This is a genomic window from Paenarthrobacter sp. NPDC092416, assembly GCF_044755025.1.
Taxonomy (GTDB): domain Bacteria; phylum Actinomycetota; class Actinomycetes; order Actinomycetales; family Micrococcaceae; genus Arthrobacter.
Map to the genome: position 1 here is coordinate 360,327 of NZ_JBIVQG010000001.1, position 25,233 is coordinate 385,559.

24 protein-coding genes, 1 tRNA gene and 1 pseudogene are annotated in these 25,233 nt (G+C 63.7%); 13 read left to right on the forward strand and 13 right to left on the reverse strand.

The window, feature by feature from the left end:
* Positions 1–45: 45 nt before the first annotated feature.
* From efeB to ACIQC5_RS01530, 4 genes are all read right to left on the reverse strand, one after another.
* Positions 46–1,479, reverse strand: a complete 1,434-nt coding sequence (gene efeB / locus ACIQC5_RS01515) for an iron uptake transporter deferrochelatase/peroxidase subunit (RefSeq protein WP_400277935.1) — start codon at positions 1,477–1,479, stop codon at positions 46–48.
* Entirely contained in the window at positions 1,476–2,663 is a 1,188-nt protein-coding gene (gene efeO / locus ACIQC5_RS01520; RefSeq protein WP_400277937.1) for an iron uptake system protein EfeO, read from the reverse strand. Before efeO ends, efeB begins: the two co-directional genes overlap by 4 nt.
* A 32-nt stretch (positions 2,664–2,695) precedes the next feature.
* Complete coding sequence (gene efeU, locus ACIQC5_RS01525; RefSeq protein ID WP_400277939.1) at positions 2,696–3,586, reverse strand: iron uptake transporter permease EfeU; 891 nt, start codon at positions 3,584–3,586, stop codon at positions 2,696–2,698.
* A 204-nt stretch (positions 3,587–3,790) separates the two neighbouring features.
* Complete coding sequence (locus tag ACIQC5_RS01530) at positions 3,791–4,282, reverse strand: YajQ family cyclic di-GMP-binding protein (protein ID WP_011775690.1); 492 nt, start codon at positions 4,280–4,282, stop codon at positions 3,791–3,793.
* A 181-nt stretch (positions 4,283–4,463) separates the two neighbouring features.
* On the opposite strand from ACIQC5_RS01530, the gene ACIQC5_RS01535 reads away from it, so the two are divergent.
* Positions 4,464–4,730, forward strand: a complete 267-nt coding sequence (locus ACIQC5_RS01535; protein WP_400277940.1) for a hypothetical protein — start codon at positions 4,464–4,466, stop codon at positions 4,728–4,730.
* A 127-nt stretch (positions 4,731–4,857) separates the two neighbouring features.
* Positions 4,858–4,939: transfer RNA gene (locus tag ACIQC5_RS01540), tRNA-Tyr, on the forward strand.
* A 48-nt stretch (positions 4,940–4,987) separates the two neighbouring features.
* Here the strand turns inward: ACIQC5_RS01540 and ACIQC5_RS01545 are convergent.
* Together ACIQC5_RS01545 and ACIQC5_RS01550 are read right to left on the reverse strand one after the other, a co-directional pair.
* Positions 4,988–5,722, reverse strand: a complete 735-nt coding sequence (locus ACIQC5_RS01545; protein ID WP_400278673.1) for a potassium channel family protein — start codon at positions 5,720–5,722, stop codon at positions 4,988–4,990.
* Positions 5,723–5,808: 86 nt separating this feature from the next.
* Positions 5,809–6,030, reverse strand: coding sequence for a hypothetical protein (locus tag ACIQC5_RS01550; RefSeq protein WP_400277942.1), 222 nt, complete (start codon positions 6,028–6,030; stop codon positions 5,809–5,811).
* Between the two features lie 170 nt (positions 6,031–6,200).
* Between ACIQC5_RS01550 and ACIQC5_RS01555 the strand changes: the two are divergent.
* Positions 6,201–6,743: pseudogene (locus ACIQC5_RS01555) on the forward strand (acyl-CoA thioesterase); the annotation flags it as partial.
* A gap of 30 nt (positions 6,744–6,773) precedes the next feature.
* Here the strand turns inward: ACIQC5_RS01555 and ACIQC5_RS01560 are convergent.
* The 4 genes from ACIQC5_RS01560 to ACIQC5_RS01575 form a co-directional block, all read right to left on the reverse strand.
* Positions 6,774–7,574: an ABC transporter permease subunit gene (locus ACIQC5_RS01560; protein WP_400277943.1), complete on the reverse strand. Its 801-nt coding sequence runs from the start codon at positions 7,572–7,574 to the stop codon at positions 6,774–6,776.
* The gene (locus ACIQC5_RS01565) at positions 7,567–8,595 is read right to left on the reverse strand and encodes an ABC transporter ATP-binding protein (RefSeq protein WP_400277945.1); all 1,029 of its coding nucleotides are present in this window, start codon (positions 8,593–8,595) and stop codon (positions 7,567–7,569) included. The genes ACIQC5_RS01560 and ACIQC5_RS01565 overlap by 8 nt, the downstream gene beginning before the upstream one ends.
* Positions 8,592–9,269: a TetR family transcriptional regulator gene (locus ACIQC5_RS01570; protein WP_400277946.1), complete on the reverse strand. Its 678-nt coding sequence runs from the start codon at positions 9,267–9,269 to the stop codon at positions 8,592–8,594. Before ACIQC5_RS01570 ends, ACIQC5_RS01565 begins: the two co-directional genes overlap by 4 nt.
* Before the next feature lie 180 nt (positions 9,270–9,449).
* Positions 9,450–9,629, reverse strand: a complete 180-nt coding sequence (locus tag ACIQC5_RS01575; RefSeq protein WP_400277947.1) for a hypothetical protein — start codon at positions 9,627–9,629, stop codon at positions 9,450–9,452.
* A gap of 37 nt (positions 9,630–9,666) precedes the next feature.
* Between ACIQC5_RS01575 and ACIQC5_RS01580 the strand changes: the two genes are divergently transcribed.
* On the forward strand, positions 9,667–11,301 hold the full coding sequence (locus ACIQC5_RS01580) for a GDSL-type esterase/lipase family protein (RefSeq protein ID WP_400277948.1): 1,635 nt from the start codon (positions 9,667–9,669) through the stop codon (positions 11,299–11,301).
* Between the two features lie 166 nt (positions 11,302–11,467).
* The gene (locus ACIQC5_RS01585; protein WP_400277949.1) at positions 11,468–11,845 is read left to right on the forward strand and encodes a thioredoxin family protein; all 378 of its coding nucleotides are present in this window, start codon (positions 11,468–11,470) and stop codon (positions 11,843–11,845) included.
* A gap of 95 nt (positions 11,846–11,940) precedes the next feature.
* Here the strand turns inward: ACIQC5_RS01585 and ACIQC5_RS01590 are convergent, their stop codons facing one another.
* A complete protein-coding gene (locus ACIQC5_RS01590) occupies positions 11,941–12,219 on the reverse strand; it encodes a putative quinol monooxygenase (protein WP_400277950.1) in 279 nt (92 codons plus the stop codon).
* 83 nt (positions 12,220–12,302) lie between these two features.
* Here ACIQC5_RS01590 and ACIQC5_RS01595 point away from each other — a divergent pair, with 83 nt between their 5' ends.
* Entirely contained in the window at positions 12,303–13,979 is a 1,677-nt protein-coding gene (locus ACIQC5_RS01595) for an AMP-binding protein (RefSeq protein WP_400277951.1), read from the forward strand.
* A 130-nt stretch (positions 13,980–14,109) separates the two neighbouring features.
* Positions 14,110–15,036, forward strand: coding sequence for a hypothetical protein (locus tag ACIQC5_RS01600; RefSeq protein ID WP_400277952.1), 927 nt, complete (start codon positions 14,110–14,112; stop codon positions 15,034–15,036).
* A 73-nt stretch (positions 15,037–15,109) separates the two neighbouring features.
* Here the strand turns inward: ACIQC5_RS01600 and ACIQC5_RS01605 are convergent, their stop codons facing one another.
* A complete protein-coding gene (locus tag ACIQC5_RS01605) occupies positions 15,110–16,081 on the reverse strand; it encodes a DNA-3-methyladenine glycosylase family protein (RefSeq protein WP_400277953.1) in 972 nt (323 codons plus the stop codon).
* Positions 16,082–16,213: 132 nt separating this feature from the next.
* Between ACIQC5_RS01605 and ACIQC5_RS01610 the strand changes: the two genes are divergently transcribed.
* From ACIQC5_RS01610 to ACIQC5_RS01625, 4 genes are all read left to right on the forward strand, one after another.
* On the forward strand, positions 16,214–16,606 hold the full coding sequence (locus tag ACIQC5_RS01610; protein ID WP_400277954.1) for a VOC family protein: 393 nt from the start codon (positions 16,214–16,216) through the stop codon (positions 16,604–16,606).
* Between the two features lie 98 nt (positions 16,607–16,704).
* Positions 16,705–18,090, forward strand: a complete 1,386-nt coding sequence (locus tag ACIQC5_RS01615; protein WP_400277956.1) for a cystathionine beta-synthase — start codon at positions 16,705–16,707, stop codon at positions 18,088–18,090.
* A 48-nt stretch (positions 18,091–18,138) separates the two neighbouring features.
* On the forward strand, positions 18,139–19,308 hold the full coding sequence (locus ACIQC5_RS01620; protein WP_400277957.1) for a cystathionine gamma-synthase: 1,170 nt from the start codon (positions 18,139–18,141) through the stop codon (positions 19,306–19,308).
* A 4-nt stretch (positions 19,309–19,312) separates the two neighbouring features.
* Positions 19,313–20,602, forward strand: a complete 1,290-nt coding sequence (locus ACIQC5_RS01625; RefSeq protein WP_400277958.1) for a glycosyltransferase 87 family protein — start codon at positions 19,313–19,315, stop codon at positions 20,600–20,602.
* A gap of 14 nt (positions 20,603–20,616) precedes the next feature.
* Here ACIQC5_RS01625 and ACIQC5_RS01630 read toward each other — a convergent pair whose 3' ends face one another.
* Positions 20,617–22,755, reverse strand: coding sequence for a phosphocholine-specific phospholipase C (locus tag ACIQC5_RS01630; protein WP_400277959.1), 2,139 nt, complete (start codon positions 22,753–22,755; stop codon positions 20,617–20,619).
* A gap of 559 nt (positions 22,756–23,314) precedes the next feature.
* Between ACIQC5_RS01630 and ACIQC5_RS01635 the strand changes: the two genes are divergently transcribed.
* Together ACIQC5_RS01635 and ACIQC5_RS01640 are read left to right on the forward strand one after the other, a co-directional pair.
* Positions 23,315–23,860: a winged helix-turn-helix transcriptional regulator gene (locus ACIQC5_RS01635; RefSeq protein ID WP_400277961.1), complete on the forward strand. Its 546-nt coding sequence runs from the start codon at positions 23,315–23,317 to the stop codon at positions 23,858–23,860.
* Positions 23,857–25,218: an MFS transporter gene (locus ACIQC5_RS01640; protein WP_400277963.1), complete on the forward strand. Its 1,362-nt coding sequence runs from the start codon at positions 23,857–23,859 to the stop codon at positions 25,216–25,218. Before ACIQC5_RS01635 ends, ACIQC5_RS01640 begins: the two co-directional genes overlap by 4 nt.
* The last annotated feature ends 15 nt before the right edge of the window (positions 25,219–25,233 follow it).

Here is a 25,233-nt window from a genome sequence, read left to right on the forward strand (position 1 = left end):
GCAATCCTGTCGCTGGCCAACCACGGAATGGCGGGCCAACAAATGCTAGGCGAACAGTCCCTCGCCGATGAACCCGCCCTGCTTCACGCCCGGCGGCACAGCAAACAGTCCGGAACCCGTGTGCTTGAGGTATTCCACGGACAGGACGTCGCCCTTGGCCAAGGCAAGCTGCATGGGGACGTAGTGCGTCCGCGGGTCTTTGACGAACGCGATGAAGAACAGTCCTGCGTCCAAGTGGCCCAGCCCGTCCGAGCCATCAGTGAAGTTGTAGCCTCGTCGAAGCATCCGGACGCCGGCGTTCTGTTCGGGGTGTGCCAAGCGAACGTGCGAGTCGATCGGAATGAGCGGATCACCGTCGCGCCCAGCCAGCGCGAAGTTCGGAGCAGTGAACTCTTCGCCGCCTGACAAAGGAGCCCCCACACCCTTCGTGCGGCCGATCAGCCCTTCCTGCTCCCGCAGCGACGTGCGATCCCAGATCTCGATGTGCATCCGGATCCTGCGGGCCACAAGGTAGCTCCCGCCCGCCATCCACTGCTCATCGGAACGGCCGCCCGACGGTACCCACACGTGCTCGTCGAGCAGGGTGGTGTCCTCGGCCTTGAGGTTGTTGGTGCCGTCCTTGAAGCCGAAAAGATTCCGTGGAGTTACCTGTGCCCGGGAGGTGGAGGACGTGCGTCCGAACCCGAGTTGCGACCATCGGACACGGACCTTGCCGAAGCCAATGCGGGCCAGGTTGCGGATGGCGTGGACGGCCACTTGTGGATCATCGGCACAAGCCTGCACCACGATGTCGCCGCCGGTACGGCCCGGCTCCAGATCGTCGCCGGGGAAGTGCGGCATATCGATGAGGGCGTCCGGACGCCGCCCCTCCAGGCCGAAGCGGACGATGCCGTTCTTTTCGAAGAGTCCCGCGCCGAATCCGATGGTTAGCGTCAGCTTGGCAGCCGGCAGGTCAAGTGCCTCCCCGGTGTCTTCCGGTGGAGCGTCGTAGGGTCCGTCGACGGCGCCAGTGTCACCTGTGGTGCGTCCGGCGGTCATGGCCTCTGCAGCGGCGGTCCAGTCCTTGAGGAGCTTGATGAGTTCCTTGCGGTCCTCGGTCACCACATCGAACGCAGCCATGTGCAGCCGGTCTTGGGCGGGCGTGATGATGCCGGCCTGGCGTTCGCCGAAGAACGGGACGATTCCGGTGTCGCTGACCGCAGTGGGTTGGGCGGCGGAAGCCACGGCGTCGTGGCCCAGGAAACCGGCGGCCAGGCCTGCTACGGCACCGGCACCGCCCACTCCCGCGAGGGACAACAGGCCACGGCGCGAGAACCGGGAGGTGCGGGTGTCAGCCGCAGCTGCCGAACCGCCGTCGGACGCCCCCTGAGAGGTCCCGACGTCGGAGACGTCACCCAGGCGTGCGACGCCGTCTACCTCACCGGGGCGTCCTGACTGGGCAGGGTCGTCCCCGGTGTGTCCAAAGGGGCAGCCGCTCACAGCACAACCGCTGCGGTGAGCTTGGAGAGCGGCTCGCCCAGCGAATCAACCAACGCGGCGAGCTGCTGTACTTGCTCCTGGCTCAGCTCGTTGTAGTACGCGAAGCCGTCACCCTTGGCGTGCTTCTTCAGCTCGGACTGCAGGGCCGCGAACTTATCATCCAAGGACTTGGCGAGTTCAGGGTCCTTCTGCTCGAGGGCGGGCTTCAGGCTTTCGAAGGCGATTCGTGCGCCGTCGACGTTGGCCTGGAAGTCCCAGAGATCCGTGTGGGACCAAATCTCTTCTTCACCCGTGACCTTGCCCGTGGCAACTTCGTCCAGGAGTTCCTTGGCGCCGTTGCCAAGCTTGTCCGGGGTGAGCTCCACGGTGCGTGTGCGAGTGACGAGGTCCTCGGTGTCGGTGACCAATTGCTTGGCGATCGCGTCGCGCTCTGCTGCAGTCATGGCCGTGTAGCCGGTCGGCGGGAACAGGTCCTTCTCGGCGCGGTGCCACCCAGTCCAGTCCTGGCCGGGCTCAAGGTCAGCCTCGCGGGCATCCAGTTTGGGGTCGAGATCGCCAAAGGATTCGGCTACGGGCTCGATCCGCTCCCAGTGCATGCGGGTGGCTGCGTACAGGTCACGCGCTTTGGCGGTGTCGCCTGCTGCGAAGGCTTCGGCGAAGGCCTTGGTGCCCACAATGAGCTGCTCCGACTGGTCCTTCACGTAGGAAACGTACTGCTGGGAGCCGGTATCCAGAAGCTTCTGGAAGTCAGCGTCCACGCTCGGCTTGTTGCCGGATTCGGTGACCTCGAAGGAGGCGCGGATGCCTTCACCCTGCATGCCGGGCTTGCATGCGGTGTTGTACTTGCCTGCCGGAGCCGTGATCACCAGGTTCCGCGTAATTCCCGGGCCGATGTTCTCCACTTCGCCGATGATCCGCAGCCCGTCCTCAGCCAGCAGGTAGAACTCGGTAACCTCGGTGCCCTCGTTCTTGACGGCGAAGGTCAGGTTGCCACTCGGAGCCGTGGCGGTGGATACCTTGCATTCGTTCGCGGTGCTGCTGACCTGGATGGGGCCTTCCGCTGCGCCCGCGGTCTTCGCGTTGTCCGTGCACCCGGCAAGGGCCAGCGGCACCGCTGCTGCTGCGCCGATGACGGCAAGGGTTTTGCGAAGCTTGGGCGAAGTGGGCAGGTTCGTGCCGAACATAGGTGGTCCTTCGTGTTGGGAAGTGGGAGCGATCAGGGCTGCGTGGCGACAGCGGGGGCGGAAGCCTTGCTGGTTTCCTTGCCCGTTTCCTTGCCAGTTGCCTTGCCAGTTGCCTTGGCAGGGGAGGGGCGGTTGGCCCGGATGTACAGGAACAGCACAGGGATGACGTAGAGAAGCCAGGCCATGGCTTCCAACCACGTGGTGGCGGGCGAAAAATTGAGGGTGCCCTTCAGCAACGTTCCATACCAGGACGACGGCGGGATGGCGGCCGAGACGTCAAAGGCCAGGTTGTGGAGGCCCGGAAGAATACCGGCTTCCTGAAGATCGTGGACGCCATAGGCCAGCACGCCGCCGGCAATGATGATCAATCCGACGCCGGTCCAGGTGAAGAAGACTCCGAGGTTCACTTTGAGGACGCCCCGGTGCAGCAGGTAGCCCAGTCCTGCGGCGGTGAGGAGTCCCAGAAGGGCGCCGAGCAGGGGGAGCGTGGTTTCACCGGTAGCTTGGGCCGCGGCCCAGATGAACAGCGCAGTTTCCAAGCCTTCGCGGCCCACTGCAAGTGCGGCAACCACAACAAGGCCCCAGGCGGCGCCGTCGGCGGCTTTGTCGACTTGTGAGCGAAGCTCGCCGCCGAGGCTGCGGGCCGTCCGTGCCATCCAGAAAACCATCCACGTCACCAAACCGACAGCCACAATGGAAAGCCCTCCGCCGATTGCCTCTTGGGCCTCGAACGTGAGTCCACGGGGACCGAAGGTCAGCAAGGCGCCGAAGCCCAGGGATACGGCGATGGCCAGACCCACCCCGATCCAAAGACGGGGGATCAGCTGTCGCCGTCCGGTCTTGACGAGGTAGGCCATCAGGAGGACCACGATGAGTGATGCCTCAAGCCCTTCGCGCAGGCCGATGAGGAAGTTGGCGGTCATGGATTTTACTTTCGCTAAGGGGAGCCGTACTTAGGATCACCTAAGGAAGAAGAATACTTTGACTTGCCTATTACGCAAACTAATCATGTGCTAATCGGCTCATCCATTACGACACTCGATGTAGTTTGGGCAGCAAAAAGCCGGGGTGTGGTCACCTCGTCTGGCGCCACACCCCGGCTTCAGTTTTTTATTGACTACCTGAAGTCAGCTGCGGAAGTTCACAAACTGCAGATCGGCTTCCTCGAACTTCTTCAGGATGTTCATGGTTTCCTGAAGGTCATCGCGGGACTTGGACGTCACGCGCAGTTCGTCACCCTGGATCTGGGACTTGACGGACTTGGGGGCTTCGTCGCGGATGATCTTGTTGATCTTCTTGGCGATGTCCTGCGCGATGCCCTCCTTGATGGAGCATTCCAGGCGGAATTCCTTGCCGGAGGGGAACGGCTCGCCCTGGTCCAGGGACTTCAGCGAGATGCCGCGCTTGATGAGCTTGGACTGGAAGACGTCCAGGACGGCCAGGACCCGGTCCTCCGAGTTCGCCTTCATGAGGATCTTTTCGCCGCTGAAGTCGATCTCCGCGCCAACGCCCTTGAAGTCGTATCGCTGTGCGATTTCCTTCTGCGACTGGTTGAGTGCGTTGGCGACCTCCTGCTTGTCTACCTTGCTGACGACGTCGAATGTGGATTCGCCTGCCATGATTCTCCTTAGGTTGGGGGCCCGGTTACGGGTGGTTTGTCTGCCAACCAGCCTAGTACGGAAGGTGCCGCGTGGGACCGTGAATGACTTTCACAGTTCGCTCACAGCACATGCATGGCGGGAACCGAGCCGGCGATAAGAGAGTTGTTCCTGTTGGAAGAGCCCATCGTCGGAGGTAAGCATGAGCAACAAGGCCGTCCACTACGTCAGCAAATCCGCCGCAGCTGCGGCCGGCTCCCTTGGTACGGCCGCCGCGGCCGCAGCCAGCGCCGTTGCAGCTGCCGCCGTGGCCGCATCGATTGTCCTCAGCCCGGTGCCGAATGCTGCTGACCGTTTGGATGGGGTTCACGCTGACCTGCTGCGCGCCGTAGAGCTCAACCAGATCACCGCCGAGCAGGCTGAAAAGTTCGAGGCCAAGCTGGCGGGCAGGATCCTCGGAGAAGCCTGAAATCCTCGGAATCCGGCGGCCTCTTTGCTCGATTAGATTCTTGGCGGAAAGTTCTGTAAGGTTATCTCTGCCTTCGGATACCGGATCGAAAGAAACGGACTCCGGAAGTGATCTTCTTTTGAAGTTCGGCAGATTACCCGAGCGGCCAAAGGGGGCTGACTGTAAATCAGCTGGCAACGCCTACGGGGGTTCGAATCCCTCATCTGCCACCCAAGGGAAATCCCCGGAACCATCTGGTTCCGGGGATTTTTCGCGTCTCAGGCTTCGCGCTCGCGCCTGAGCTCGGCAATCTCGTGGCGCAGCGCCGCCACCTCGGCCACCAGGTCTGCCATCTCTGCGCGTACGGGTTCTTCTGCCGCGGCCGCTACACCCTCGGCGTTCTCCTCGATCCGTTGGACCAGCCACGAGGCGATCGAGGCTGTGACGATACCCAGGACGGCTATTCCACTCATCATGAGCGCCGCGGCCACGATCCTGCCAATGGGCGTGACCGGGTACAGGTCACCGTACCCAACGGTGGTGATGGTGGTTATCGCCCACCAGGCAGCGTCGCCGAAGTTCAGGATTTTCGCCTCGGGGGCGCTTTGCTCGACGTCGAGCACGGCCAGGGCGCCGATGAGCACCAGCATGGCGGCCGAACCGGCAACATAGGTGGCCACTCTTCCGCGCAGTGTTTCGCCCACAGTGCGCTGCAGCACGGACAAGAGCGTGACCAGCCGCAGGAGCCGCAAGGGGCGGAAGAAGGGCAGCACCACAATAAGGAGCTCGTGGAGGTTCCAGAGGAACCAGCGCATCCGGTCCTCGGCGAGCCAAAGGTTGGCGAAGTAGTCCAGCGCGAAAATGCCCCATGTAACCCAAAGGATCACTTCGAAGGGTAGGGCCGCCGCGCCGTCGACACGGCCGATGACCTGCCAAGCGTAGGCGGTCAGGAAAATGAGTGCTGTGGCCATGAGGGGCCATTCCACCAGATCACGGTACCGCGCCTGGGTCATGCCGGAGTGCTGGGTCATACCGGAGCGCTGTGTCATACGGGCATCCTAGGAGGCTGCGCCCACCCATGCCCACCCTCTGGCCGGAGTCAGGCTCCGGCAGCCTCGAGCCAGTAGCCGTCCTGATGGTGGACCAGCTGGCGGCCGAGTCCGCCCTTCAGTTGGATCCACAGCGTGCTGCGGTCGGTGGTCATGCCGTCGAGGGTGCCCTCGATCCGGTTCCCACGGGCGTCCTGGAGCACGAGGTCCTGGTGCAAGGTGAGTTCCGGCCACGCCTCGTGGCGGGGTTTGGTGGACTGCAATGTGCTCAAAGGGATCCCCCTGTTTACTGTGTACTCGTGATCATTGGTTCCAGACATTGTGCACGGAATTGATGAACCAGCGGTAAACGTTTGTGCAATCGTTGGACATATGGATTCGGCTCGTCCACCATGCGGGATTGATATTCCCTCCTAAGTTACCGCCGGGTAACATTGTGGGCATGCATCTGCTTCTTCGCACCATCATGCTGTTGTTCACATCCGCCAAACGATCGCCGTTGGGTGCATGGGAGACGTCATCGCTGCCGCTGCGTGTCCTGCCAACCGACATTGATATCGCGATGCATGTCAACAACGGCATGTATTTCTCGCTCATGGACCTCGCCCGGTTCGACCTCATGGTGCGTAGCGGAATCTGGCGCAAGATGCGAAAGCGTGGGTGGAGTCCCGTTGCGGCCGGCGAGACGATTGCCTTCCGTAGATCCCTGCAGCTGTGGCAGCGCTACACCATCGAAACCCGCATCATTGGCCTCGACGCCAAGGCCATCTACTTCGAGCAGCGCATGGTGGTGGACGGCGAAATCTACGCCCGGGCGCACATCGCCACCAGATTGGTCAGCAAGGGCAAGCCGGTCAGCCAGGACCAGATCATCGCGGAGTTCGGAGCTCCGCCCGCTGACCTCGAGTTGCCGGCATGGATTCATGAGTGGCGTGAGAACAACGCGCTACCGGGCGCCCGCCGCCCAGCTCCGCACGTCTGGAGCTGGACGCCACCACGCCTGGACGCCCCACAGCTACACGCCGACGTCCCTTCGCTGCAGCGCGATCGCACTCAGGGCAATCAACGCCGCTGAAATGCCCCAGAGTCCCGCTGCCGCACCCCAATCAGCTCCGTTGGACACAGGCGAGTTCCCATAAGCCCAGTGGTAGGGCGAGAGGTTGAGCATCCATTCGACGTCGGGACTTTGCCGGCCCACGGCGTTGAAAACGTAGCCCAAAACGGCCACGGCGGCGCCGGCCGCCAGTGCGTAGGCCTTCCGCCCGGTCAGCGCACCGGCAAAGAGGGCCGCCGTTCCGCTCACCATGGCCAGTGCCGCGAACAGCACCACGGCACCGAATAACTTCACGACGTCGATGCTCAGTTGCGCCGGTCCGTTCAGTGCCAACACCAAGACAAACACGACGGCGGAAAGGGCAACGACGCGAACGACGATGCCCAAGGCGCGCTCCAGGACCACCTGCACACGGGTGACGCTGTGCGCCAAGGTCAGCTCCAACAGCCCCGATTCTTCGTCGCCACCCACGGCAGCAGCACCCCAGCCAACGGATGCCATGGACATCAGCAGAAAGCCGATCAGGCCGAATAATGTTGCCTGTGTGTAGCCGGGGCCTGTGGCGATTTGGTCGTAGTTCAGGGCTTTGGTCATTTCCGGTGGCAGCGCATTGATGAGGTCCTGCATCTGCGAACTGCCCCCAATGGACGGGTAGATCGGCAGGTACAGCATGATGGCTGCCGACAACCCCAAGGCCCACGCGAGCGTGGAGCGCCACGAGTCGTTCAGCGCCTTGGTGAACAGGGGCAGTGGCTTAGACATGGTTGGTTCCTGTCGCCCGGACCGTCCCTGCGTGGCTTCCCGCACCATTTCCGCTGACGTTTCCGCCTGGGTTTCCCCTTGAGTTTCCCGTCGGATTTCCGCCGCCGTAGAGCGTGAGCACCGACTCCTCCAGGTCCGGTTCTTCGAGCACCAGGTCCGTGAGGTTGAGGCGGGCGAGTTCCTGGACAAGCGGTTGGACCTGCCCTGAAAGTGTCGCGGTTGCCTCCACAGCGCCCAGCTCATGACCGTCGGCCTGGATCTCCCGGAGCCCCACATTCGCGACGCCCGGCACGCGCGCCAGCAGCGCGCCGACGTCGTTCATTCCTGCTCCTGAAGCGTTGAACTTGAGCCGCCGAACGGCCGTGGTCCTGAGCGCTTCCACGGTGGAGATGGTTACGATCCCGCCATCCCGGAGGATGGCCACAGCGTCGGCGGCCTGCTGGACCTCACTGAGGACGTGGGAGCTCAGGAAAACCGTGGCTCCGGCGTCCACGGCTTCGCGGACCATGGCATGGAATTGCTGCTGGACCAGAGGGTCCAGGCCGCTGGTGGGCTCGTCCAGGACCAAGAGTTCGGGCCGATGGATGAACGCCTGCAGAAGTCCCAACTTCTGCTTGTTGCCCTTGGATAGCTTGCGTGTCTGCCGGTCCAGGTCAAGATCCAAGCGCTCGGCCAGCTCTTCGACATACCGACGCTGAACGGGCCCGCTGATCGCGGCGAAGTGCTCCAGCATGCGCCGGCCGGTTGTCCGGTTCTCCAAGTGAAGTTCCCCGGGCAGGTACCCGATCCTGCGACGCAGCGCAGGTCCCGCCTGGCGGGGGTCCTGGCCAAGGACCGATACCCTGCCGGAGCTGGGCCGGATGATGTCCAGAAGGCAGCGCATGGTGGTTGTCTTGCCGGCTCCGTTGGGGCCGATGACACCGAAGACGGTGCCGCGCTCAACCTGGAAGTCGAGTCCATGCAGGACTTCACGGTGGCCGAATTTCTTGCGAAGACCCTCGACGACGATTGCCTGCGTCACGAGGCATACTCCCTTCCGCGGTGGGTAGTGTTTGGCTGGAGGGCGTCGCGGGCGGCGTCCAGGAATCGCGAGTCTGTGTAGAAGCCGTGGGTGTAGATTTCCAGGGCAGGCAGGGTCAGTTGCCGCAACAACCCGGGCCCGATGCCGTGGGGTTCGGGTCCATCCGCGCCGAGCGCGCGGGAGAGGTGCCTTCCCAGCATGAGCATCGCGAGGCTGTTGGACGCAATGACGACGGCGGTGGCCCGGACGTCGTCGAAGGCGCGGATGGTTCCGGCTGCTATCCCGCTCTGGATGATCTCCTGCGTCTGTCCTACGACGGCGTCGAAGAAGGCAGCGCCGGCGTCTGATTCGTCTCCCAAAGACTGGCGGATGTAGGCGATCTCGTCGGCATATTGGTCCGGATGATTCAGGTAGTCCTGGATGAGTTGCCCTGTGGATCCCGGGTCTGTCTTTTCCCGGCCCTGGCTGGCCGTTTGCGCGAGAACGTGCTGGTCGCAAGCGTCTCGGAGCCCGGCTTTGCTGCCGAAATGATGGATCACCAACCCGGGGCTCACGTCCGCCAGCGTGGCGATGGCACGGACCGTGGCACGGGAGAATCCATCCCGGCCGAACAGCCCGATGGCGGCGTCGCGGATGCGCGCTCTGGTGGTCAGATCATCTGCGATTGAACGCATGTTTCATATGCTAAACAAGCGTTCAACCGCCCACAAGAGCCGCCGGAAAATAACGATGTGGCACCAATGCCCGCGTCGCCGCAGCCCCGGGCTCCGGCGTCGAACATACTGGCCAGACTGGTCCCGCCGGCGGGGCAGTTGCAGGGTATTTTGCCGGTATTCATGGGGGTAGGAAATGGGTTACGCACGGTCGGCTACAACGCCACACTGGACGCGCAGGATGTACTCGTCAGCCGTTGCGCTGCTCTTGCTCCCCGGCCTGCTGAGTGCCGCTTCGCCGTTGAAAACGTCGCCTGCGACGGAAGCCCCTGCTGTGAGTATCCCGGCAGAGACGCCAACTCCGCCTGTCAGCGGAGCCATTGGTCAGCTATACACCACGAGCGCCTGGGCGCGCAGCGTGCTGCTCAAGCCCACCTCGCCGGAAGAATGCACCAGTACCGGGTGCGTGCAGCGCTTCTCGGGCGGCGACATCGCCTGGTCCGCGGGCACCGGAGCGAGGGTAGTGGTCAACGGACCGGTTCGTTCGTCCTGGTGGGACGCCGATGGCCCGGCCGGATATCACGGCTACCCCACAACCAACACCACCTACGGGCTCCGCAATGGGGGCTCGAAACAGCTCTTCGAACGGGGAGCCATCACGGCCTCGCCCGCCACAGGAGCCAAACGGACCACCGGTTCGATCCACCTGAGCTGGGGACGGACCGGATTTGAAGGGGGCTACCTCGGCTACCCGGTGACCGAAGAGCGCACAGGACTGCACAACGGCGGTGCGTACCAGACCTTCGAGCGCGGCTTCATCGTCTGGTCCCCGGCCACAGGAGCACACCCGTCGATGGGGGCGATCCGTGAGCGGTGGTGGAAATCCGGGCTGGAAACAGGAGAGTTCGGCTACCCGACCACGGATGAAGTCACGGGCCTGCGCAATGGCGGCTCGTCCCAGCAATATCAGCACGGGACCATCATCTGGAGCCCAGGCAGCGGCGCGCGCGCTTTGACGGGTGCCATCCGCGCCTACTGGTCAGCTACCGGAGGGCAGAATGGCGCTCTCGGTTACCCCGTCAGCGAGGAGTTCCGGCAAGAGGACTTCGTGTATCAGCAGTTTCAGGGCGGCACCGTGTATTGGTCAGCGGCGACCGGAGCACATTCCACCACCCACGGTGACATCCACAACCGCTACGTCGCTTTGGGCGGAGGTGCCGGGCAACTGGGACTGCCCCTCACGGACAAGCTTCCGCGCGCTGGGGGACTGGTACAGCAGTTCACCCACGGCTGGCTCGTCTGGGGGCCGGACACCGGAACCAAGATCGTGGGCCACCCTACCTACAAGGTGTGGTCCATTAACCCGGGCGAGTTCGGTTGGCCGGTCCGCGATACCTGGACCGATTCCCGAGGCGCACACGTGGCCTTCCAAAAATTGGAAACCATCTGGAACGAGTCCACGGGTGAGCTCTATTCAGCCGAGGCTGTGGATGCCTCCACTGTGGTCTTCCTGGGCGACTCGCAGCTCGACCTTGATTCCTGGGGTGAACAGGGTGCGAGGGCCTCGGGCTATCCACGCCAAGTGGTCCGCAGCATCGGTGGGATCGGCTACGTGTCCGGAAGCCCCGCCGTCGGCGGTTCCGCCACTGACGCAGTCATCAACGACCGCATCCTCCTGCCGCAAGGCAATCCGGGCCTGGTTGTAGTGACCTTGGGCGGGAACGATGCCCGGATCTTTGCCACCGACGCCGCGATCCTGTCCCAGGCCAACCGGCTGTGGGACGAATTGCGCCGCAAGTATCCCCGCAGCACGATTCTGATCAACGGGGTCCTTTCGCGGTATGACGCCAACCATGCACAACGCCGCTGGGTAGACGGACTCCTGACCCGCGAGGCCGCCGTTCGTGGCTGGCCGCGCATTTCGATGGCAGGCACCGCCAGCATCGCCGGAGCCAACGGAAACTACCTGGACGATGTGCACATGAACCAGACCGGCCACAACAAAGTCGCTCCCCTGTACGCGTCAGCCCTGAAATACGTCTTGGGAAAGTGAGTCACTTTCCCCGCTGTGAGGCCTGCTCTGCGTGCTCGCGAGCCCTTGGAGGACGCAAAGCAGGCCCCGCAACGAGGCGCGCGGCCGGGTTATTCCCGGTGACGCGTCAAGCGAACAGGCGCCCCTTCCACGGGACTTAGCGAGCGGCGTCGCGTACCGTGGAATCATGGCTACAGTTGACATCACTGGAGAACAGTTCGCATCGACCATCGAAGGCAATGACATTGTCCTGGTGGATTTCTGGGCTGCATGGTGCGGCCCGTGCCGTCAGTTTGCCCCCACTTACCAGGCGTCTTCGGACAAGCACAGCGACGTCGTGTTCGCGAAGGTGGACACTGAGGCAGAGCAGCAGCTCGCCGCCGAAGCCGGGATCACATCCATCCCCACACTCATGGCCTTCCGCGAAAAGGTGCTGGTCTTCTCGCAGCCCGGCGCCCTGAACGGCCCGCAGTTGGAGCAGGTCATCGAGGCCGTGAAGGGCCTGGACATGAAAGAAGTCCACGCCCACGTTGCCAAGCAACGCGCTGAGGCCCAGGAGAACTAACCGCCCAGGAGTCAACCAGCGAGAACGCTGGAAACGCATCGAGGTCGCCAGGAAAATTCCGGCGACCTCGATGCGTTTCGGCGATTTGGCTGAAGTTAGAGCCGTTCCAACTCGACGGGCCGGGCCAGGAGTGCGCTGAGGGACTCATTCAGGTCCTGGACGGCAATGCCCTTGGAGTGCTTCTCGAGCAGTTCCTCGGATTCCCAGCGCTCGGTGAGGACGAGCTTTTCCTCTGTGGCTTCGGTCAGTTCGTAGCGGATGCAGCCGGGTTCGTTGACCACCTCGTCGATTGCGATTTCCAGTGCGAGCTTCACACGGAAGAACTCGCCGTCGTTAGGGATGAACGTGGCCTGCAGGTCAATGGGTGCACTCATGGATCCAACCCTACCGGCAGGACACGACGCCGCTGGAGGCGGTTACGGTTCTGTTGCGGAGCCTGCCTTGGTAGCGTTCCGTCATGTTGTCCTACACTGCCGGAGACACTGACGTCCCGCTGCTCGAAGAGACCATTGGCGCCAACTTTGAACGCATCGCCGCGCAGTTCCCGCTGCGGGACGCGCTGATTGAGGCGGCGGCGACGCCCGGTGGCGATGCCCGTCGCTGGAGCTATGAAAAGCTGAACGACGACGTCGATCACCTCGCCCGCGCGCTGCTCGCCGTCGGCGTGGGGAAAGGCGAGCGGATTGGCATCTGGAGTCCCAATTGCGCCGAATGGACCATCTTGCAATACGCCACCGCCAAGATCGGTGCCGTGCTGGTCAACGTAAACCCTGCGTATCGGAGCCACGAACTGGGGTTCGTGGTGAAGCAGAACGGCATGCGGATGCTGGTGACCGCGCCCTCGGACAAGAACAGCGACTACGTCGGTATGGCCCGGGCCGCACTGGACGAGTGTCCGGAACTGAAGGAGATTGTTTTCCTCCCGGGTGACCCGGAATTTGGCCTGACCAGCGGCGTCCCCCAAGACGACCACGAATTGACCTACGCCCAGCTCCTGAACCGGGCAGACGGCGTCGGGCCCTCTGCGATCCGCGACCGAATGGCTGAACTGGACCCGCACGATCCCATCAACCTGCAGTACACCTCCGGCACCACGGGCTTCCCCAAAGGTGCAACTCTGACGCACCACAACATCCTCAACAACGGGCACTCGATTGGCCGGCTCCTGGGCTATACGGAACACGACCGGGTGGTGATTCCGGTGCCGTTCTACCACTGCTTCGGCATGGTGATCGGGAATCTGAACGCCTTGAGCTTCGGTGCTGCCACCATCATCCCGGGCAGGGGCTTCAATCCCTCCGCCGCGCTGGAAGCCGTGCAGGATTTTGGCGGGACATCGCTGTACGGCGTGCCCACTATGTTCATTGCCGAGCTGGCCTTGCCGGATTTCGCTTCCTACGATCTCTCGACGTTGAGGACAGGGGTCATGGCCGGTTCCCTGTGCCCGATCGAAGTCATGCGCCGGGTGATCGATGAGATGCACATGGTGGACGTGGCCATTTGTTATGGGATGACGGAGACCTCGCCCGTGTCCACCATGACCCGTGCCGGCGATAGCCTGGAGCAGCGAACCAGCACGGTGGGGCGGACCATGCCGCACTTGGAGAGCCGGATCGTCGAGCCGGGCACCGGGGAAGCTGTGGAGCGTGGTGTGATCGGCGAGCTCTGCACCCGGGGGTATGCCGTGATGAGCGGCTATTGGGGCCAGCCGGAGAAAACAGAGGAAGCGATCGACGCCGAAGGTTGGATGCACACCGGCGACCTCGCCCGGATGGACAATGACGGGTACCTCGTCATTGAGGGCCGCATCAAGGACATGGTGATTCGTGGCGGCGAGAACATCTACCCCCGGGAGATCGAGGAATTCCTGTACCTGCACCCCTCGATCCAGGACGTGCAGGTCATCGGTGTTCCGGACGAGAAGTATGGTGAAGAGCTCATGGCCTGCATCATCCTCAAGCCGGGCGCGGAGGTCCTGACCGCAGAGGATGTGGCCGAGTACTGCCGTGGCAAGTTGGCCCACTTCAAGATTCCCCGCTACGTGGATGTCCGCGAGAGCTTCCCCATGACGGTCTCCGGCAAGGTTCGGAAGGTGGACATGCGCCAGGAAGCGGTGACCCGCCTGCACCTGTAGAGCAACGCGGGGTCACTTGCGGCCCATGATGGGGCCTTCAATGGGCCGCAAGTGACCCCGCGTCGCCCTTGCCGGAACTGGGGCTGTGGATAACTCCATTTGGGGTACTCGCTGCGGACAGACTTGTTACATGGTTCGCATCAATCCACTGCCGGACGAACTCGGTTCCCGTCCGTTCACGACCTACGAGGCCCGCACCCTGGGGGTCCCACCTAAGCGCCTTCGCGCCAAGGACGTATCCGACGGCGGCCGGCTGATTCACCTGCCCAGCGGATGCAACCCTGACCTGGCTGAGCGTGCCAGGGTTCTCACGGCCGCGACACCGGGTGCGTGGGTATCCCACGAGACTGCGGCCCTTTTGACCGGGTTGGGTCTTCCGCCCTGGATGGGTAAGAAGGACACTGTCCACCTCAGCAAGCCGCACGGGTTGCCACGCGTACGCCGTGTAGGCGTTACCGGCCATCGGGTGAGGGTCATCACCGGAGAAGTCATGGACTTTGACGGCATTCCCGTCTCCGTACGCCCCCGGACGTGGTTGGACCTGGCCCGTCATCTGCCGCTTCCCTATGTTATTGCGATGGGTGATCAACTCATCCGTCGGCCGCGGCCCGCCTTCGAAAGCCGTTCAGAGCCATACGCCTATCTTTCAGGTCTGCGTTTGTTGATCCGCCAGCACCCCAACCTTCAAGGGGTTGAGAAGGCCCGGCTGGCACTCGATGAGCTGCGTATTGGGGCTGACTCATATCCGGAAACATTTCTGCGCCTTGCCATGATGGACGGCGGGCTTCCGGAACCCGAGCTGCAGGTGCGCCTTGACCCGCAGGATCCGTGGTCGCCGTCGGCGGATCTCGGCTACCGTCGATTTCGCATCGCCGTCCAATACGACGGCGCGCCGCACCTCACGCGGGAACAACAGACGCGCGACAACCGGCGGGATGAAGCATTCCGGAGTGCGGGGTGGTCCTATTTCAAAGTCAACGGCGATGACTTGGCAGAGGGCTTCACTGGAGTCGTCTCAAGGATCCAAAGGGTCAAGCTCGGCCGCTTAACCAACTAACCCGGGGTCACTTGCGGCCCACAAAGACCCATGACATGGGCCGTAAGTGACCCCGCGTTGCTTTGAGGAGGCGTTAGTGCTTGCGGTGGTCCTGGACGGTCATTCGGGGGCCGAAAGTGGGCTTGCGGAAGCCACTCAGGTAAAGCATGCGGACCACACGCTGGCGTTGACCCCGCCACGGTTCCAGCAGTTCCAGCATTCCGGCGTCATCGGTTTTCCGCCCAGTGAGCGCGTAGCCCACATATGCGGCCAGATGGTAGTCGCCCACAGAAACCGAATCCGGGCAGCCGTGCGTCCGCTGCAGTACCTCCGCCGCCGTCCAGACACCGATTCCAGGAACGGTCTGCAGTTTTGCGCCGGCTTCTGCGGTGCTGAGGTGTGCCAAACGTTCAAGCGCGACGGCGGACTGCAGCGCCCGCATGATGGTCGCCGAGCGCTGTGGTCCAACTCCGGCTTTGTGCCACTCCCACGACGGGATAGACAACCACTGCCGGGGGCTCGGTGGCACGAGCAGCCCTACGGGCGCCTTGCCCGGCGCGGGCGTTCCGTAGCGGTACATCAGGTACCGGTAGCCGCGCCTTGCTTCCAGGGTGGTGACCTTCTGCTCCAGGATGGTGGGCACCAGTGAGTCAACCACGCGTCCGGTGGAGGGCAGGCGCACAGCCAGGTTCCGGCGTCGTGCTTCTGTGACCAGGCGGGGAAGCGTCGAATGGAAAGCGGGCTCGTCAAAAGCGGACCAATCGTCATCCGCGCCCAAGAGCCGCGGCACGGCGGCCACGGCCTGGTCCGAGCCGGGTCCCCAGGCCTGGGCGTCGACAAAGGAGTCACTGCCAACGCCGCCCCCGGAAAGCCGAAGCGTGACCGGACCGGCGGGTGTGGTGAAGGCCATCCAGAAACCGTTGGAGTGCGCCGCGAATGAAGGATCGCCGTTGCCGCGAAGCAGGATTCCCAGAGTTTGGTCGAGGCGGTAGGCAGCCCCGGAATGCCATCGCAGAGAAGCGTCTGCCGCAGCCGCAACGGCGGGCGGGGCTTCTGCGATGGTCATGTTTTCATGGTCCCACGACGGGCTGACAATAGCGTTCCCGAAAGGCCTTACGGCCCTGGGGCCTCCACCGTTAGACTCCGAGAGTGGCGCGGGGAAGCTGCGCCCAACCCCCATTACAAGGAGCTTTGAGCGATGGCTGGAGTTGTGCATTTCGAAATCCCCGCTGACGACAAGGACCGGGCAAACTCTTTCTATCAAGGCGCGTTCGGCTGGACGCTGACCCCCATGCAGGAGATGGACTACACGATCGCCATCACCACTCCCTCGGACGAACAAACGGGGATGCCCAAGGAACCCGGAGCGATCAACGGCGCCCTGTTCACCCGCAGCGACAACCTGAAGACCCCGATTCTCACTATCGATGTGGAGGATGTTGACGCTGCACTGGCACAGGTCGAGTCTGCTGGCGGCAGCGTAGTCCAGGCCAAGGACGCGGTACCCACCATGGGCTGGTATGCCTACTTCAAGGACACGGAGGGCAACATCCTGGGCCTGTGGCAGACGGATTCCTCGGCAGGGAGCTAGCGGGGACGTAGAAGGAAGCCAGTCCACGGCTGAGTCCGCGGCAAGCCCGGCTGAGTCCGCGGCATGGCTGGACGCAGTCAGGCGGTAACTTTGTACCTATGAAGTACGCCCAGTCCGTGTTGGACCTCATCGGCAACACGCCGCTCATCAAGCTCAACCACGTAACGGACGGAATCAAAGCCACCGTCCTGGTAAAGCTCGAATACATCAACCCGGGTGGTTCCATCAAGGACCGCATCGCCGTGAAGATGATCGAGGAAGCTGAGCGGGACGGCAGGCTCCTGCCGGGCGGAACGATTGTTGAGCCGACATCCGGGAATACGGGCGTCGGCTTGGCGCTGGTTGCCCAGCAAAAGGGCTACAAGTGCGTTTTCGTGGTGCCCGACAAGGTAGGCGAGGACAAGCGCGCAGTACTTCAGGCATATGGTGCCGAGGTAGTGGTGACGCCCACCGCCGTCGCACCTGACAGCCCCCAGAGCTATTACAGCGTCTCGGACCGGCTCGTGCAGGAGATCCCGGGCGCCTTCAAGCCGGACCAGTTCTCCAACCCGGCCGCGCCCGGTAGCCACTACGAATCCACAGGCCCCGAAATCTGGAACGACACCGATGGCCGGGTCACCCACGTGGTGATCGGCGCCGGTACCGGCGGAACCATCACGGGCACCGGACGGTACCTCCGCCAGATCTCAGCTGACCGTCCGGAGGCCGACGGCGGCCGGGTCAAGGTCATCGGAGCGGATCCGGAAGGCTCTGTCTACTCAGGCGGCACCGGTCGACCGTACTTTGTGGAAGGGGTTGGCGAGGACATGTGGCCCGCCAACTACGACAAATCTGTTCCGGACACCGTGATTGCCGTCAGCGACGCCGAATCCTTCTCCATGACCCGGCGCCTTGCCCGCGAGGAAGGACTCCTGGTGGGTGGCTCCTCCGGGATGGCCGTGGTCGCCGCACTGCAGGCCGCCAAGGACCTGGACGAATCTGCCGTGATGGTGGTGATCCTGCCGGACTCCGGGCGCGGGTACCTCGCCAAGATCTTCAACGACCAATGGATGCGCTCCTACGGCTTCCTGTCCGGTGGCGAGGAATCGTCCGTGGGCGAAGTGCTCAAGTCCAAGACGGGCGAGATGCCGGACCTGGTCCACATCCACCCGAACGAGACTGTTCGCGACGTCATCAACATCATGAACGAGTTCGGTGTCTCGCACATCCCTGTGTTGTCCCAGGAACCGCCCGTGGTGATGGGCGAGGTCCTCGGCGCCGTGGACGAGCGCAGCCTCACCACCAAGCTGTTCCGGGGCGAAGCGAAACTCGCGGACAAGATCTCCGAACACATGGGGGAGCGTTTGCCTGTTATCGGCTCCCTCGAGTCGATCTCGACTGCGCGCGAGCTGCTGTCCGACGTCGACACCGTCATGGTCACGTTCGCCGGCGCCCCCGTAGGGATCCTGACCCGCCACGACCTTCTCGCATACCTGAGCAACTGAGCGTCCTACGCTTATTGCCACCCGTTGAACACTGAAAGAGGAGCTTCCATGTCTGCCACCAACAACGCCGGGTTCAACACGCGCGCCGTCCACGCCGGGCAGGACTTCGAACCGCGCACCGGCGCGGTGGTGCCACCCCTGCACTTCAGCTCCACCTACGCGCAGGACGGCATCGGCAACCTGCGCTCGGGATACGAGTACGGCCGTGGTGGCAACCCGACGCGCGACGCACTCCAGGAGCAGCTCGCCGCGCTCGAAGGCGGCACGGCTGCGTTTTCCTTCGGCTCCGGGTTGGCTGCCGAGGACTCCCTGATCCGTGCGATCGCCCGTCCGGGTGACCACATCGTGCTGGGCAACGACGCGTACGGTGGCACCTACCGTCTCATCAACCGCGTGCTGGGCGATTGGGGCATCGGCAACACGCCCGTGGACATGTCCGACCTCAATGCTGTGGCTGCTGCCGTTGCTGCGAACAAGACGCGCCTGGTATGGGTGGAGACGCCCTCCAACCCGATGATGAAGATCACGGACATCGCGGCGCTCGCCGCCGTAGCGCACGACGCCGGTGCCCTCCTCGTCGTCGACAACACCTTCGCGTCGCCCTACCTCCAGACCCCACTCGCCTTGGGTGCCGACGTCGTGGTCCACTCCACCACCAAGTACATCGGCGGCCACTCCGACGTGGTTGGTGGCGCTGTTGTGGTCAAGGACGCTGAGCTTGCCGAGAAGATCGGCTTCATCCAGTTCGCGGTGGGCGCGGTCTCCGGTCCCATGGACGCCTTCCTCACCACCCGCGGCCTCAAGACCCTTGGTGTCCGCATGGATCGTCACAGCGAGAACGGCCAGGCCGTAGCCGAGTGGTTGTTGCAGCGTCCCGAGGTGGAAGCCGTGCTCTACCCGGGCCTGCCGGACCACCCCGGCCACGAACTCGCTGCCAAGCAGATGAAGAAGTTTGGCGGCATGGTCTCTGTGCAGTTCAAGGGTGGCGAAGCCGCAGCACGCACCGTTGCAGAGTCCACCACGGTCTTCACACTCGCGGAGTCCCTGGGCGGCATCGAATCTCTCATGAACTACCCGTCCGAAATGACCCATGCCTCGGTCAAGGGCACGGAGCTTGCCGTTCCCGTGAACCTGCTCCGGCTCTCATGCGGCATCGAGGAATCCGAGGACCTGATCGCGGACCTTGAGCAGGCCTTCGCCAAGATCAGCAACGGCTAGGACTGTGGTTTCTTCTTCGCAAGCGGTTGTTTCCAGCGCCAAGCGCGGCTGGATCCTGACTGTCGCCGGCGTGCTGACGCTCGCCGTCGCCGTCTGGTTCCTGTACACGGACTACAAACCGTTCCTCAACGATTTCGAGGTCTACTTCTACGGCGGCAACCGCGTGCTGGAGGCGGGCGACCTCTACGCGGTCCGGGACGGATTGCCGTTTACGTATCCGCCGTTCGCCGCGATGCTCTTTGCCGGGTTGGCCGCCATGAGCTTCGAGGCCAGCAGCCTGGTCTTCATTCTTGCTGCCCTGCTCGGCGCTGCAGTGGTTTCCGGCTGGCTGGCCCGCCACTACTTCGGAATGAAGACCTGGCGCGAGGCCTTCGCCGATTACCGCTTCAGGACCGTTGCGCTCGTGGGAACGGGCGCCATCCTGCTCCTCGGGCCGTGGCGGGACACCTTCGTTTTTGGGCAGATCAACATCATCCTGATGGGCGTGATCCTGGCGGACTTCGCCCTCTACGGAAAGTCCCGTGCCGGCGAGATCCGCTGGCCGGCGGGGCTGCTGATCGGTTTGGCTGCCGGAGTAAAGCTCACACCCTTGGCCTTCGGCTTGTACTTCCTGGTCCGCCGCGACTTCAAGGCCCTTGGCTGGATGGCCGCAGGTTTCTTCGGCTCGATCGCCCTCGCGTGGGCCGTGCTGCCGCAGGCATCCATGGACTTCTGGACCAAGATCCTGCCGGATACGGGCAGGATCGGTGGCCCGGCCTACGTGGACAATCTTTCCCTCAAGGGACTGTTGCTGCACTTCGGCATGCCCGATTCGTCGCTGACCAGCATGGTGTGGCTGATCCTGTCGCTGGGGCTCGTGGTCCTGGCCGCACTGATCATTAAGTGGGCCGTGGACGCTGACGAGAACTTTGTTGCCGTCTCCGCCACGGCAATCCTCATGCTGCTGATCAGCCCCGTCTCCTGGTCCCACCACTGGGTGTGGATCGCAGTGGCGCTGCCCAGCATGGCGTTCGCCATGCACCGCGTGCCGTCCCGTAACGGCAGGATGCGCACGGCCGGGTGGGTCATCGTGGCCTTCTCCACCATCGCCTTTTACATGACCCCCAAAAACCTGGCTGTCTGGGCGGGAGCTGCCGAGTGGGGCAAAGATCCCCAGACGCAGTGGCAGCTCATGGTTTCCAGCCTGGGCGTGGTATGCGGAATTGCGATGCTGGTGTATTGGGCCTTGGCGTACCGGCCGTCGCGCGCGGGCCTCAGGAGCGCGGAAAACACTCCCGAGGCCGCGCGCGGCTAACCGGCCCTGGCGACTTAGCCGGAGATACCCGGCTTGCCGTCTTCCTCGCGGCCTGTCAGCCGTCGACGGAACGTCGCGTCCTCTGCCGTGGTGACCTGGATGTCGTACCAGCCCTCCAACGTTTCCCAGCCGATCTTCTTCGTGTGCCCGGGCTTGAGCTTCACGGTGTCCTTGGCGTCCGTGTACTGCAGCGATTCCAGCTGCAGGGTCACCGTTTCGGTGCCGGTGTTGCGCACCTCGAGTTCTACAGCCTTGCGGCCGCGCCAACCATTGACCGTGGCGTCGACGCCGGACGCCGCACCCGCCGTCGAGCCTTTTAGTTCGTAGTGGAAGCGGTTGGGACCGGTGACGACGACGTCGAAGTTGCCGGAATCGAGGGGGAGTTGGACGTCCTGTCGGCCCCGCACGTCAAAATGCTGCGGCTCCACGACTTCGCCGGCGTAACCGTAGGCCGTGAAGTGGGTTGACCTGGTGCCCCTGTCCTGCAACGAAAGCGTGATGCTTCCAGCTTGAACTGTGGCCGAAACCTGCGGGCGGTAGGGCAGGGGGCGGGCCGGGCGCGACCCGGCTTCCTGGATGGGCGCCACTTGCTCTGCCGGTGGGTTCGGCCGCCAGCGGCTGATTTTCGCCGGAACCGGACCGGGGTGGTCCAGCGTGGGCGAAGTGCCGGGGGAATCGAAGTTGAAGACGCCCGTCAAGTCGCCACATACTTCCCGGCGCCACGGCGAAATGTTCGGCTCTTCGACGCCCGTCCATCGCTCCAAGAATCGCAGCACAGAGGTGTGGTCGAAGATTTCGGAGCTCACATAGCCGCCCACCGTCCACGGCGAAACGACCGTCATGGGGACGCGGGGGCCCAGTCCGATGGGGCGGGCCGTGGTCCAGTCCGTCGATTCACCGGATGCCGGACGCTGCTGCACGGGCGGCGGGACGTGGTCGAAGTAGCCGTCGTTTTCGTCGAAGTTGAGGAAAATCGCTGTGCTCGCCCAGGTGTCCGGGTTGCTGGCCACGGCATCCAGGAGGCGGTAGACGAAGTTGGCACTGCCCACCGGCGTGGAGGCGCCCGGGTGCTCGGAATCAGCGGCGGAGGGGACCAGCCAGCTGACCTGCGGCAAGGTTCCGCCGTTGATGTCTGCGGCGAGGCGTTCGATGAGAGTGTTGGGTCGCCCGCGCCACATGGCCTTGTTGAAGAGCTGCTTCTCCGCGTCCGTTAGGGTGGCGCGTCCCTGTTCCAATTGGGCCAGGAATCGGTCCTGTTCAGCGGGCGTCTTGCCAGCGAGCTTGTCGTAGAACTCTTCGGTGGTGCGGAGGTTTCCTTCGACCGATGCCAGCACCTTGTGGCCAATTCCCTTAAACGTCTGGAAGTACTCCACAGCATTGTCCGTGAAGTTGTCCCAGTCCTGGTAGATCTGCCAGGAGACCCCGGATTGCTCGAGGCGCTCGGGGTACGTGGTCCAGTCGTAGCCGCCATGCGCGTAACCATAGGCCGCGTTGGTCACGGCGCGTTTGGTGCTGCCCGGCTCGTTGCCCGTGGTGCCGCTCCAGAGGTAGTTGCGGTTGGGGTTGGTGGAGCCGTTGACGGAGCAGTGGTAGGCGTCGCAGATGGTGAAGGTGTCCGCGAGTTCGTACTGCAGCGGGATGTCGGAGCGTTCGTAGAACGTCATCGTAGAGGCACTCTTGGCCGGGATCCACTTGTCGCACCAGCCGTTGTTCCACGCGGTGGTGGTGCCGGCGAACGAGTGGTCAAGATCTCCCAAGTACTGGATATCCGAGCCAGGGCGGCCCGCGAGTTCAGCAGCTTTGCGGAGCGAGAACGGCAGCACGGTCTCCCCAGTGGCCCGGGGTTGTTCGAACATCGAAGCGCCGTTGGGCAGGCGGGTGACCGATTTGTCGCCATATCCGCGGACACCGCGCAGCGATCCGAAGTAGTGATCGAAGGAACGGTTCTCCTGCATCAGGACAATGACGTGTTTGATGGACTGCAGGCTGCCCGGCGGGACGGGCTTGGCCATCGCAGCCTGGACCGAGGGCGGCAACAGGGAGCCAGTGGCTGCCAGCGCCGTCGCCGCTGCCGCTGTGCCGAGGAAGCCGCGGCGGGAGAAGCCGGCGGCATCGGTTGAACGATTAACCTTCTCAGGGGTATTCGAGGACATTCAGGAGTGCCTTTCGTGGTCAGAGTTGACCCGGCCAGCCTAGGCACCCCGGATGAACCAGTGATGAAACTCCGGCAAACCGGCGGGGCGTGTCGCCTGCAGCCAGTTCCGGGGCGGGGCGTGTGGTCGTGACCTTCTTTGCCGCCGCGGAAGGGGATTGGCAGCCGGAATGGGTTGATTTTGGGTGGTGGCAGCTTCAAAGGAGGTCAGGTAGCCGCGGGGAGCAGCGCCCAAAGTGGGGTTTCGTCGGGGTGGTGGGGCCAGGGTGTTGGGCGGCGGGGTGTCGGGGCCAGGGTGTTGGGCGGCGGGGTGTCGTCGTGGAGGCGTGGAGTGTGTCGCCTGCGGCCAATTCCGGGGCGGGGTGTGTGGTCGTGACCTTCTTTGCCGCCGCGGAAGGGGATTGGCAGCCGGAATGGGTTGATTTTGGGTATCGGCAGCTTCAAAGGAGGTCAGGTAGCCACAGCAAGCAGCGCCCAATGAACGCCGGGCGACCACGGACCTGGCAACCCACACCCAGCCCATCCTAGCTTTCTTGAAAAAAGTCAGCTACGTTGAACCCATGCCTTTGCGATCTGACTGGTCTGCCCGGACGTGCAGCCTTGCCCGCGGCCTCGATGTCCTTGGCGACCCCTGGGGAAGCCTCGTGCTGCGCGAGGTCTTTTTCGGCAACGGCCGCTTCGATGCCATCAAGAAACGCCTGGAAGTCGCGGACAACGTCCTCAGCAAACGGCTCGGCTGGCTTCTGGATGCAGGACTGCTCGCACAGCGCCCTTACCTGGACGGCGCCCGCACCCGGCAGGAGTATGTCCTCACGCCCAAGGGGCAGGATGCACTGCCGGTTTTGAACGCGATCATCATCTGGGCAGAGAAACACCTCGACGCACCCAACGAGGTCTCGCACATGCGGGTGATCCACACACAGTGCGGGTTGCCCACATCATCGGCGGATACCTGCACGCATTGCGGCGCGCGCTTGACAGCCGCGAACACCAGTTGGCACAGCCTCAAACGCAGCGAGCACCCACTTCCACTCGCAGTCGCGCCCACAGAACCCTTCGAAACAGACCAGGCCATAGCCTCCCCCGAAACGGAGATCCCCGCATGACCGCTCCCGATGTCACCGAGCTGCCCACCGGCAAGCGCCCCCGCAGACGACTGCATCCTGCCTGGATCGTCGCAGCAGTGGCCTTCCTTGCCTTGGTGGGCGCGGCAGGGTTCCGCGCGGCACCTGGCGTGCTCATGGTCCCGTTGCAAGGCGAATTCGGCTGGTCCACCACGGTGCTGTCCTTGGCCGTCAGCATCAACCTGGTGCTGTTCGGTCTGACGGCGCCGTTCGCCGCGGCACTGATGGAACGATTCGGCATCCGCAAGGTTACGGCCCTTGCCCTTTGTCTCATCGGACTCGGTTCGGCGTTGACGGTGTTCGTGAACCAGTCGTGGCAGATCCTGTTGACGTGGGGCCTGCTGATCGGCCTGGGTACGGGGTCCATGGCCCTCGTGTTCGCCGCGACCATTGCCAATACCTGGTTCGCCAAGAGCCGTGGACTGGTGATCGGCGTCCTGACGGCCGGAAGCGCTGCGGGACAATTGGTGTTCCTGCCCTTTATCGCAGCCCTTGCCCAGAACCCCGGCTGGCGTGGCGCCTCGCTCCTGATCGCAGCCGGCGCGCTCGCGGTAGTGCCGCTCGTGCTGCGCTGGCTGCGGAACTCACCCGCCGACGTCGGAGTCTTGCCTTATGGGGCCGAAGAACCTGCCGCCGGAAGCACGACGACGGCGGACGCCCCGGTTGCATCGTCCCAGCCGGGATCCGTGCCGGCCAAAGCGGACTCCGGCAACGCCGCTGTCCGTGCACTGCAGGTTCTGAAGCGGGCCAGCAAAGTCCGCACGTTCTGGGCGCTCGCGGCCGGATTCGCTATCTGTGGGGCAACCACCAACGGCCTCATTGGCACCCACTTCATCCCGTCGGCCCACGATCACGGGATGCCGGAGACCACGGCAGCAGGCTTGCTTGCCGTCGTCGGGATCTTCGACATTGTTGGGACGATCGCCTCGGGGTGGCTGACCGACCGTTTCAACCCCAAGATCCTGCTGGCCGTTTACTACCAATTCCGTGGCATCGGCCTGCTGGTCCTGCCGTTGCTGCTGGGCTCGTCGGTTGAGCCGAGCATGATCATCTTCGTGGTGGTCTACGGCCTGGACTGGGTAGCCACGGTGCCTCCGACGGCGGCCATCTGCCGCTCGGTGTTCGGTGCCGACGGTTCTGTGGTGTTCGGCTGGGTGTTTGCCGCCCACCAGCTCGGAGCCGCCGCCGCTGCACTCGCGGCCGGCTTTATCCGGGACGCTACCGGGCACTACAACTATGCCTGGCTCGGCGCGGCCGCCATGTGCACGGTGGCCGCGGTCATCAGCGCCACCATCCGCAAAGACGCAGCGAAGAGGGAGCCCCGCGCGGTGGCCGCATGATTGCGGCCTTAGCCT